This is a genomic window from Streptomyces sp. NPDC052016, assembly GCF_044548445.1.
Lineage (GTDB): Bacteria > Actinomycetota > Actinomycetes > Streptomycetales > Streptomycetaceae > Streptomyces.
On the sequence record NZ_JBIUBX010000074.1, the window covers coordinates 1 to 1,364 of the forward strand.

The 1,364-nt window shown below is 70.1% G+C and carries 1 protein-coding gene and 1 pseudogene; both read right to left on the reverse strand.

The annotated features are described in order from the left end of the window. Nucleotides 1-79 (reverse strand): annotated as a pseudogene (locus ACIHAR_RS39700) (MaoC family dehydratase); the annotation flags it as partial. A 46-nt stretch (nt 80-125) separates the two neighbouring features. Beyond that, nucleotides 126-1,199, reverse strand: coding sequence for a hypothetical protein (locus tag ACIHAR_RS39705; RefSeq protein WP_400024139.1), 1,074 nt, complete (start codon nt 1,197-1,199; stop codon nt 126-128). Nucleotides 1,200-1,364: the final 165 nt, after the last annotated feature.

Consider the following 1,364-nt stretch of genomic DNA (forward strand, 5'->3'; position numbering starts at 1 on the left):
CACGGATCTTCTCCCGGCCGACCTCATAGGGATCGGTGGGCGGATAACTCCGCCCCACGAAGGACTGGTCGAGCGCCATCGGCTCCGCACCTCCTCGTCTGTCGGTAGCGCCGGAGGCTCGTCTGTCAGTAGCGGCGGAGGACGAAGCCGTCGCGGGTCTCCGTACCGCCGCTCTGGAAGAGGACGTTGACGTTGCTGCTGAGGACGTAGTCACCGGACGGTGTGAGGGCCATGGTCGTGGGGGCCGCCTCAGGGGACGCCTGCTCGCTCACGACGCGGGCGCTCTTCCAGCCGTCGTCCGAGCGGAGCTTGAACAGAGCGTCGACGCCGTTGGAGCGGATCGTGTTCGTCGCCGCGTACAGCGTTCCGTCGGCGCTGAGCGCCATGCCGTCGGTGCCGGGGATACGGCGGTCCAGCTTGATCTCCGTCACGGCGCGGGGGTCACGCAGCGGGACGCGGAAGAGCTGGCCGGTGTCGTAGCGGACGGTGATGAGGAAGCCGGCCCGGTCGTAGACGATGCCGTTGACGCCGACGTTGGGCAGACCGGCGGAGTCGTAACCGGCGTCGAGCTCCTTGTCGTACACGAGGGTCGACGCGGCGCCGGACGGGGTCACCTTGAAGATCGTGCCCGTGAAGGAGTCGGTGACGTAGGCGTTGCCCGCCGGGTCCACGACGAGGTCGTTGGCGAGGTGGAGGACCGGCGCCTGGCTGAGGTCGACGCGCTTCTTCAGGGCCCCCGTGGTCAGGTCGAAGATCGCCAGACCGGCGTAGCGGCCCCGGGTCTGCGGGGTGGAGCCCACGCTGAGCAGGGCGTTCGGTCCGGCGTAGACGTCGCCGTAGGTCGCCAGGATGCGGTTGCGGGCCACGTCGACCCTGATGCCGCCGGTCGCTACCAGGCTGGGGTCGTCGACGAGGGTGTGCGGTATGCCGTCGGCGCCCACGACGGAGATGGTCCCGTAGCGCAGCGAACCGACCAGGAAGGCGTTGCGGGTGGGGTCCCAGGTGAAGCCCTCGGGGTGGATCGCGTGGCCGACGCCCTGGATCACCTCCGGCAGGGCGGTCCTCGGCGCACTGCTCCGGGGCGGCTCGGGCTCGGCGGCCTGGACCGGCGGGGTGAGGGACAGGGCCAGCGTCGCGGCGAGGGCGAGGGCGCCCGAGGCGGCTACGGCCGCGCGCCGACGGCTGGTGGTTCCGGGCATGGTGGCTCCTTGAGCGAGGTGAGAGAAGTGAGAGAAGTGCGAGAGGGAGAGCGAAGGACGGGAGAGAGGTTCAGTCCTTGATCTCGCAGATGGGGGCGCCGGAGGTGAGGGAGGCGCCGACGTCGGCGGTGAGGCCCTTGATGGTGCCGGATTTGTGGGCGTTGA

Coding starts and splice junctions, on each gene's coding strand:
- ACIHAR_RS39705 (WP_400024139.1), bottom strand. CDS start 1,199: ATGCCCGGAACCACCAGCCGTCGGCGCGCGGCCGTAGCCGCCTCGGGC.